This window comes from Citrobacter sp. Ce129, from assembly GCF_030334545.1.
Lineage (GTDB): Bacteria > Pseudomonadota > Gammaproteobacteria > Enterobacterales > Enterobacteriaceae > Citrobacter > Citrobacter europaeus.
Window position 1 is genome coordinate 1 of record NZ_JAOWDS010000045.1, and the last position, 479, is coordinate 479.

The 479-nt window shown below is 50.1% G+C and carries 1 pseudogene; it reads right to left on the reverse strand.

What is annotated here, in order from left to right:
• Window positions 1-279, reverse strand: a pseudogene (locus OGV77_RS00890) (hypothetical protein); the annotation flags it as partial.
• Window positions 280-479: the final 200 nt, after the last annotated feature.

Sequence of the window (479 nt, forward strand, 5' to 3'; positions counted from 1 at the left end):
GCCGCCCCATGAGATCTGATTCTCATAGCGGGGAATTTCCAGCCAGATATCATTCTTTTCGTTCAGCCAGATAGCATTGGGTTCAACATCGTGCTCCAGCCACTGAACCGGCAGATCCTCCTGCCATCTTTTCGCCTGCGGGATCAGTACGGAACGGCGGTAAAAAGGGTTTTTGGGGCGTTGCGTGTCAACATTTGCTGTATGCTGTTCCTTTTTTTTATTCTCAGAGGCGGACAGTGATGCGCGACGCTTTACTTTATTGCCTGGTTTTTTAGCCATGTGATTATATTCATCCTTTTTATTAAGCGTTAATGAAAGCGCATCCTCACCGTTATATTTATTTTCCCAGTCGCTTACGGTGCCGTCCGTGATTCAGCGTCAAGCGCTTCCGGCCAGTGGATATGGCCCCACTGCTGCGGGTGTTCTGCAAAACGCGCCGTCTCAGGCACCGGACGGTGCTGCATATAGTGACAGCAGTA